Raw genomic sequence first — 7,123 nt, 5'->3', positions numbered from 1 at the left:
GTGGAGCAGCCCGGTAGCTCGTCAGGCTCATAACCTGAAGGCCGCAGGTTCAAATCCTGCCCCCGCAACCAACCATTACCGAACGCACCCGTTCCCGAAGGCCGGCCGCTCCCGTAGCGCCGGCCTTCGGTGCGTGTGGGCTCAGCCCGAGGCTGAGCAACTCCACCAAGTCGCCCTCCAACTCGACCATCAACCGGTGCAGTCGATCGGTCAGCCGGCCCCGCCCCGCGGCCGCGTCGAGCGCATCGAGATCCTCGCGTACCTTTCTCAGTTCGGCTTCCATCCGCCGCTGTTCAGCGTTCTGTTCCTGCCCATCCGTCCGAACCGCCTCCCGGAAGGCAGCGATGAAGGTCGTCCCCATGTCGTCTTGCATCAGCGGGTCACGCAGAGCGTCCATCACCAACTTCTCCAGCACGCTCCGCCGGACGCTGCCCTAGTTGGAGCAGGAGGCCGACGATGATCTTGCCGCGGTTGGGTGGACACCACATCGGCTACATCACGCCCGAACAGGCCGAGCTACGATCCGCATGCTACGATCCGCATAAACCCGTGTCCACCGAACCAGGGCAAGATCAACCTGACGGAACCGACGTATCATTCCGCCGCCCGTCTTCTCAGGAACCGATCCGCCGACAGCCGTTCGATTGAACGCGTGGTTGCGCCATGAACGATCAGGTCGGCCAGGATGGCGCCGACCACCGGGACAAGTTGGAAACCATGACCGGAGAAGCCGAAGGCGTGGAAGACACCGCTCGCGACTGGCGAGGCACCGACGATGGGTAGATAATCGTCGGTCTTCGCCTCCATGCCGGTCCAGGTCCGAACGATCCGCACCGTCCCGACAGAAGGGAACAGATCGGTTGCCGCCCGCGCAGCCTTGGCGAGTTCGGCGAAGTTCACGAAGCTCTTCTGCCTGTCGATATCGGCGCGCCCCTGCAATCCTCCTCCGATCACCAGCGTTCCCTGGTCCGACTGCTTGAAGGAGAGCGGCCGGCCGACGACGCTGGTCACCGGCTTCAGCAGCGGCGCCACCCGCTCCGTGACGATCATCATCGACGCCTTGTGTCCGAGCGGAATGTCATCGCCGATCATTGCAGCGATTCTTCCTGCCCAGGCCCCGGCCGCATTGACGATGGTCGGCGCCACGAAATCCCGCTGCCCGGTGCTGACCCGCCAGTCGCTGCCGCAGCGCTCGACCGCCGTGACGCCGAACCCTTCGTTGATCACGACGCCGGCCGCCTCGGCACTGCGGCGGAAGGCCTGCAGGGTGCGATGCGGGTCGGCGGCCCCATCCTGTCGAGCGACCAGCGCCGCCGTGCAATGGGGTGAGATCGCAGGAACCAGCCGAAGCAGCTCCGCCCGGTCGATCAGCTCCTCATGCCGGTACCCGGCGGCCTGCGTCGAAGCGAGCCGCTGCTCCAGGACCGGCACATGCCGGGGGTGCTCGGCCACCAGGATTTGGCCGTTGGCGTGGAAACCGCAATGGTCGCCGACGATCGCTTCGATATTGCTCCACATATCCATGGCTTCCAGCGAGATCGGGATCTCGGCCGGATGGCGGTTGAGCGTGCGGACCCCCGCCGCCGATGCGCCAGATGCGTGGCGGCCGACCCAGGACCGTTCCAGGACCACGACGCGACGGCCGGCACGGGCCAGATGAAGCGCCGCCGACAGACCGTGCAGGCCACCGCCGATGACGATGGTATCGATTGGCTCCGCGCTCATCATGCCATATCCGTCGTGTCGAGTGCCGCGAGTTCGCTCAGGGTGACCGGCTTCCACGGTGGGCGCACCCGGTAGAGACCGACATCCGGCACGGTCCGGCCCTCGGTGGCGGCAAGCACATGGGCGACCGTGTAGTTGCATTGCCGGCCTTGGCACGGCCCCATTCCGGCCCGGGTGAAAGCCTTGACCTGGTTCGGACCTGGACGCCCTGCCGCCGCCTGTGCCCGGATCGATGCGACGTTGACCTCTTCGCAGCGGCAGGCGATCGTCCTGTCTACAGGGACGAACAGGTCCGCCCGCGGACGGAAGAGGCGATCGAGGAAAGGCCTGATTGCCAGGGCCCGTCGCAGCCGCGTCCGGATCGGTTCCGCCACCGCCGCGGCCCCGGCGTCGGAAAGCCGACCGGTTCTGGCGGCGATCCGCAGCGCCGCGATCTCGCCGCGCAGGCACGCCGCGGCGGCGCCGCCGATCCCGGCGCCGTCGCCAGCCACGAAGACTCCCGGTTCCGATGTCTCCCCCCAGCCGTCGAGTTGAGGCATGAAGCAGTCCTGGTCGGGGTTCCAGACATGGAGACAATCGAGCGCCAAGGTCGGATGGATCGTCGGAACGAGGCCTTCGTGCACGAGGAGCAGATGCGCCGCCACGGTCGCGGAACGACCGTCGGCGGTCACGTAGCGGAGCCGCTCGACCGCATCGCCGCCGATCGCCTCGATCTCAGTGACCCTGGGGACGTACGGGACACGCCGCCGCACGGCCGCGAGCCATCCCATCCCCTTCAACAGATCGAACGGCACGGCAAAGGCGGCGGCGGAGAGTTTTGGCAAGGCCGCGGTCATCCGGCCGGGAGGTGTCGTGTCGAGAAATCCGGCGATCCGCCCGCCCGCCTTCAGAAGCTGTGCCGCATAGAGCAGCGGCAACGGCCCACAGCCGGCGATCCACACCGGACCGGACGGGATTTGGCCGGATGACTTAAGGGCGATCTGCGCCGCGCCGACCGTCATGACACCGGGCAGCGTCCAGCCGGGAAATGGCGCGGGGCGTTCCTGGGCGCCGGTGGCGAGCAGCAGGCAACCCGCCTCGATGCAGGATGCGGTGCCGTTGCGTGTCATGTAGGCCCGCGGTCCGGGTTCCACCTGCCAGACCCTGGTTCCCGGTTCGTACCGGGCACCGCTGGTGCGGAACCGGCGCACCACGTCGATGCCGTCGCCATAGGCCTTTCCCAGGATGGCGGCGCGCGGCGTGCCGGAAACCGCCTCGATGTTCCGCCAAATCTGGCCGCCGGGCGCCGGCTGCTCGTCGACCACCAGCACGTCGAGACCATGCCGGCGCGCCATAACGGCAGCCGACAGCCCTGCGGGACCGGCGCCCACGATCAGGAGATCGACCCGCCGGCTCATGACGCGACGCTCCGCCGACCGAGCTGGCGGTCGATCCGCATTCCCTCCCGGACCGGCGTCAGACAGGTCTGAACCGATGGAACGCCATCGACGGTGGCGAGGCAGTCGTAGCACACGCCCATCATGCAATAAGGAGCCCGGCGAGCTCCCGACACCGGCGTCGTGCGTGCCCACACAGGACCCTGCCGCAGCAGAACCGCTGCCGCGCTCTCGTTCGCTTCGGCCATGACCGGAGTGCCGTCGACGAAGACCGTGATGGGCCGCCCTTCCGGGTTGCGCAGCTTTTCAAACATTGATCCACTCATGGCAAATAGACATGGAGGCTCTCTGGCGGATATTTTTTCTGATTTCAGGTTTCTTCTTGCGGCAAGAGAATCATTTCTAAATGATTTCTCGAAATAACCGCAAGCAATAAAGAGAATTATGTGTGCATTATCTCTGTTTCCGTTGACGACCCTATATGCAAGGATGCTATCTTGTCCAATACAGAAATCGACGTGCCATATTCCTGAGGTTATGACATGCGCCGCGCCATCAACCTCCGCCAGATCGAGATCTTCAAGGCACTGATCGAACATGGAACGGTCAGCCGTGCCGCGGACGCGCTGAAGATATCGCAGCCGGCCGCCAGCAAGCTGCTGATGAACCTCGAGAGTGACACCGGCCTGAAGCTGTTCGACCGCCACAAGGGACGTCTGGCGCCGACCGCGCAGGCACTGCGCCTGCATGAGGAGGTCATCCGCATCTTCATGGGTGTGAGCCAGCTGGAGAACGCGATCGACACGATCCGGCGCGAAGACCAAGGGCGGCTTGTGATCGGCGTCATTCCGGCATTGTCCGGAGCCTTCATCCAGCGCACCACGATGAGCTTTCTGAAGCGCAATCCGAACGTCTATTGCCAGATCAAATCACCCAGTTCGCAATGGATTGCGGAGTATGTCCTGAGCCGCAAGCTCGACATCGGGTTGGTCACCGCCCGGATCGACAATCCATTCATCGTGACCGAGCCGCTGCTGGAGCATCCGCTGCTCTGCATCATGCCGACCGGCCACCCGCTGGCCCGGCACAAGGTCATCTGTCCCGACCACCTCAACGATGTGCCGTTCGTCTCGTTCGCCCCGGAAACCTACACCGGGCAGAAGGTGGCAGGCATGTTCGAGAGGTACCGGATCAGATCCAATGTCGTGCTGACGGCGGATGCCAACACGACAGTCAGTCAGTTCGTCGCCGGCGGGTTGGGCGTTTCGCTTGTCCATCCGCTGTTCATCGCAGGCATGGAAAAGCAGATCGTCACCCGTCCGTTCGAACCCGAAATCCCCTTGGACTTCCTGCTGTGCATCGCCCAGGACGCACGCAACACCCATCTCGTCTCCGAGTTCGCCAAGGAAACCAAGGCTGTGGCGATGCGCCTGATCGATGAGCTCAAGGGAAGCTGGAGCTGAGGCCGCCGTCCGCGCAGGCGTCGCGGCATGCAGCATCACGGGGTGGCTGTTGCGACATGATGGGCGAGCGCCGTCGGCGTGACTGTGAGTTCGACAGCCCTGCAAGCCTCCCACTTGTCACCCTCGCCAAAGCGGCAGGAAGTTTGGCGTCGCCTTCAGAGCATCGACCAGCTGTTCCAGCCGTTCAGTACGCTCACTGGCTTCGTAAGGTTCATAAGGCATCTGGCTCCAGGCCACCTTCGGCCAAAACGGATCGTCGGTGAAGCGTGCGACCAGATGGACATGCAATTGCGGGCACAGGTTGCCGATGTCGGCTATGTTCAACCGTACCGGTTGGTAGAGCCGGTGCAGAACCTGTCCGCAGTGGGCCAGCTCCTCCATCAGCTGGGCGCGCTCCTCAGGCGACAGGTCGATCAGGGCGCCGGCTTCGGGCCGGCGCGGCACCAGCATCAGCCAGGGCATGCGGCGCTCCTCGAACAGGACAACCCGGCAGAGCGGGAAATCGCCGAGCGGGGTGGTGACCGGGGCGAGGCGGGGATGCAGTTCGAAGCTCATCGGGGTCTCACGGAAAAAGGTGGCAGGCAACGGCGCGGCCGGGGACGACCTCGCGAAGGAGCGGGCGCTCCTGGCTGCATCGGGCGAAAGCCGCCGGACAGCGGGCGTGGAAGGCGCAGCCCGGCGGCGGGGCGGCGGCGGAGGGGATTTCCCCCTCGATCCGCATCATGGTGACGCGTGCCGCCGGGTCGGGCACCGGGGACGCCGCCCGCAGGATCTTGGTGTAGGGGTGCAGCGGCGCATCGAAGACCTCGCGCACCGGCCCGCGCTCGACGATGCCACCGAGATACATCACCGCGACCGCATCGCAGATATGCCGGACCACGCCGAGGTCGTGAGACACGAACAGGAAGCTGAGGCCCCGCCGCTCCCGCAGTTCGTCGAGCAGCCGCAGGATCTGCGCCTGGACCGAGACATCCAGCGCCGAGACCGGTTCGTCCGCGATCAGCAGGCTGGGTCCGAGGATCAGGGCGCGGGCGATGCCGATGCGCTGGCGCTGGCCGCCGCTGAACTCGGACGGTAAGCGTTCCATCGCGTCGGTGCCGAGCCCGACCTCGCCGAGAAGGGCCCGTGCCGCCTCCCGTGCGGCCCGTCCGCTGGCGATGCCGTGGACATGCAGCGGCTCCTCCAGGGTCTGGCCGATGGTGCGCTTGGGATTGAGCGTGGAGTAGGGGTCCTGGAACACCATCTGCACGCGACGGCGCAGCATCCGGAGCGCGGGGCCGCGGGCGGCCCGGACATCCAGCCCCTCGTATCGGATGGATCCGGAATCGGCCTCGGCAAGGCGCAGGATACAGCGGGCGGCGGTCGACTTGCCGCACCCGGACTCGCCGACCAGGCCCAGAGAACCGCCGGGCGGCACATGGAAATCGACGCCGTCGACCGCGCGCACCGTTCGTCTGGTCCGGCCGAACAGTCCGGTGGAGCGGTATTCCTTGCGGAGGTTGAGCACCTCGAGGCCGTCGTGGCCCCCAGCGTCTTGAACCGTCGGGGCGCTCATGCGGCGATCCTTTCGTTGTTGCGGACCCAGCAGCGCAGCAGCCGGTCGCCATCCGCCTGCAGCGGCGGGACCTCCGTCTCGCAGGGCGGCCGGCGCAGCGGGCAGCGCGGCGCATAGGCGCAGCCCGGCGGCATGGCACGGATTGAGGGCACCTGTCCCGGGATTGGAGCCAGGGTTCCGGCATCCTCATCCACGCGGGGCGTGGCGCGGAGCAACGCCTCGGTGTAGGGATGGCGGGGCATGGCGAACAGGCTGCGCACCGGCGCTTCCTCCACCACCTGCCCGGCATACATGACGGCGACGCGGTCGGCGATCAGCGCCACCACCCCCAGATTGTGGGTGATGATCATCATCGACATGCCGTACGTGCGCTTCAGCTCGTCCAGCAGGCTCAGCACCTGGGCCTGGATCGTGACGTCCAGCGCGGTGGTCGGCTCGTCGGCCAGCAGGACCTGCGGCCGGCAGGCCAGCGCCATGGCGATGACGACGCGCTGGCGCATGCCGCCACTGAACTGGTGCGGATACTCGTGCATGCGCTGGGCGGCCGAGGGCAGCTTGACCTCCTCCAGCAGGGCCAATGCCTCGCGGCGGGCCGCCGCACGGTCCAGGCCGCGGTGGATGCGCAGCGCCTCCTCGACCTGGTCGCCGATACGCATGGTCGGGTTCAGCGCGGTCATCGGCTCCTGGAAGACCATGCCGATGCGGTCGCCGCGCACCCGATCCATGTCCCGCTCGGACAGCGTCAGCAGATCCTTGCCGTCCAGCTCGATGTTGCCGGCCGCGATGCGCGCTCCGCCCTCGGGCAGCAGGCGCAGGATGGACAGCGCGGTGACGCTCTTTCCGCTGCCGGATTCGCCGACCACCGCCAGCGTCTCGTTGCGGTTCAGCGTCAGGTCGAGGCCGCGCACCGCCGGATACCAGTTGCGGCCCGAACGGAATTCGGTTCGGAGGCCGCGGATCGCGAGCACGGGACCGTGGGAGGGACTGGGTGGAACTTGTGTCAT

8 protein-coding genes are annotated in these 7,123 nt (G+C 66.5%); 1 reads left to right on the top strand and 7 read right to left on the bottom strand.

Translation table 11 applies throughout. The features are described from left to right. Positions 1-49: 49 nt before the first annotated feature. From TSO352_RS30415 to TSO352_RS30400, 4 genes are all read right to left on the bottom strand, one after another. Positions 50-397, bottom strand: a complete 348-nt coding sequence (locus tag TSO352_RS30415; RefSeq protein ID WP_109111031.1) for a hypothetical protein — start codon at positions 395-397, stop codon at positions 50-52. Positions 398-594: 197 nt separating this feature from the next. Continuing rightward, positions 595-1,728: an FAD-binding oxidoreductase gene (locus tag TSO352_RS30410; protein ID WP_247872549.1), complete on the bottom strand. Its 1,134-nt coding sequence runs from the start codon at positions 1,726-1,728 to the stop codon at positions 595-597. Then, entirely contained in the window at positions 1,725-3,122 is a 1,398-nt protein-coding gene (locus tag TSO352_RS30405; protein ID WP_109111029.1) for an NAD(P)/FAD-dependent oxidoreductase, read from the bottom strand. The genes TSO352_RS30410 and TSO352_RS30405 overlap by 4 nt, the downstream gene beginning before the upstream one ends. After that, on the bottom strand, positions 3,119-3,415 hold the full coding sequence (locus tag TSO352_RS30400; RefSeq protein ID WP_109111028.1) for a (2Fe-2S)-binding protein: 297 nt from the start codon (positions 3,413-3,415) through the stop codon (positions 3,119-3,121). The genes TSO352_RS30405 and TSO352_RS30400 overlap by 4 nt, the downstream gene beginning before the upstream one ends. Positions 3,416-3,643: 228 nt before the next feature. Between TSO352_RS30400 and TSO352_RS30395 the strand changes: the two genes are divergently transcribed. Continuing rightward, a complete protein-coding gene (locus tag TSO352_RS30395; RefSeq protein WP_109111027.1) occupies positions 3,644-4,564 on the top strand; it encodes a LysR family transcriptional regulator in 921 nt (306 codons plus the stop codon). Between the two features lie 117 nt (positions 4,565-4,681). Here the strand turns inward: TSO352_RS30395 and TSO352_RS30390 are convergent, their stop codons facing one another. From TSO352_RS30390 to TSO352_RS30380, 3 genes are read right to left on the bottom strand one after another with little or no spacing between them, the layout of a single operon-like run. Continuing rightward, positions 4,682-5,119 (bottom strand): HIT domain-containing protein, encoded by a 438-nt coding sequence (locus TSO352_RS30390; protein ID WP_109111026.1) that lies wholly within the window; start codon positions 5,117-5,119, stop codon positions 4,682-4,684. A 7-nt stretch (positions 5,120-5,126) separates the two neighbouring features. Beyond that, positions 5,127-6,119, bottom strand: coding sequence for an oligopeptide/dipeptide ABC transporter ATP-binding protein (locus TSO352_RS30385; protein ID WP_109111025.1), 993 nt, complete (start codon positions 6,117-6,119; stop codon positions 5,127-5,129). Further along, on the bottom strand, positions 6,116-7,123 hold the full coding sequence (locus tag TSO352_RS30380) for an ABC transporter ATP-binding protein (protein WP_109111024.1): 1,008 nt from the start codon (positions 7,121-7,123) through the stop codon (positions 6,116-6,118). Before TSO352_RS30380 ends, TSO352_RS30385 begins: the two co-directional genes overlap by 4 nt.

The organism is Azospirillum sp. TSO35-2, from assembly GCF_003116095.1.
Classification (GTDB): Bacteria; Pseudomonadota; Alphaproteobacteria; order Azospirillales; family Azospirillaceae; genus Azospirillum.
Note: the sequence above shows the minus strand (reverse complement) of the source record. Positions and strands in the feature narration are given on the sequence as shown.

Coding starts and splice junctions, on each gene's coding strand:
- TSO352_RS30415 (WP_109111031.1), bottom strand. CDS start 397: ATGGACGCTCTGCGTGACCCGCTGATGCAAGACGACATGGGGACGACC.
- TSO352_RS30410 (WP_247872549.1), bottom strand. CDS start 1,728: ATGATGAGCGCGGAGCCAATCGATACCATCGTCATCGGCGGTGGCCTG.
- TSO352_RS30405 (WP_109111029.1), bottom strand. CDS start 3,122: ATGAGCCGGCGGGTCGATCTCCTGATCGTGGGCGCCGGTCCCGCAGGG.
- TSO352_RS30400 (WP_109111028.1), bottom strand. CDS start 3,415: ATGTTTGAAAAGCTGCGCAACCCGGAAGGGCGGCCCATCACGGTCTTC.
- TSO352_RS30395 (WP_109111027.1), top strand. CDS start 3,644: ATGCGCCGCGCCATCAACCTCCGCCAGATCGAGATCTTCAAGGCACTG.
- TSO352_RS30390 (WP_109111026.1), bottom strand. CDS start 5,119: ATGAGCTTCGAACTGCATCCCCGCCTCGCCCCGGTCACCACCCCGCTC.
- TSO352_RS30385 (WP_109111025.1), bottom strand. CDS start 6,119: ATGAGCGCCCCGACGGTTCAAGACGCTGGGGGCCACGACGGCCTCGAG.
- TSO352_RS30380 (WP_109111024.1), bottom strand. CDS start 7,123: ATGACACAAGTTCCACCCAGTCCCTCCCACGGTCCCGTGCTCGCGATC.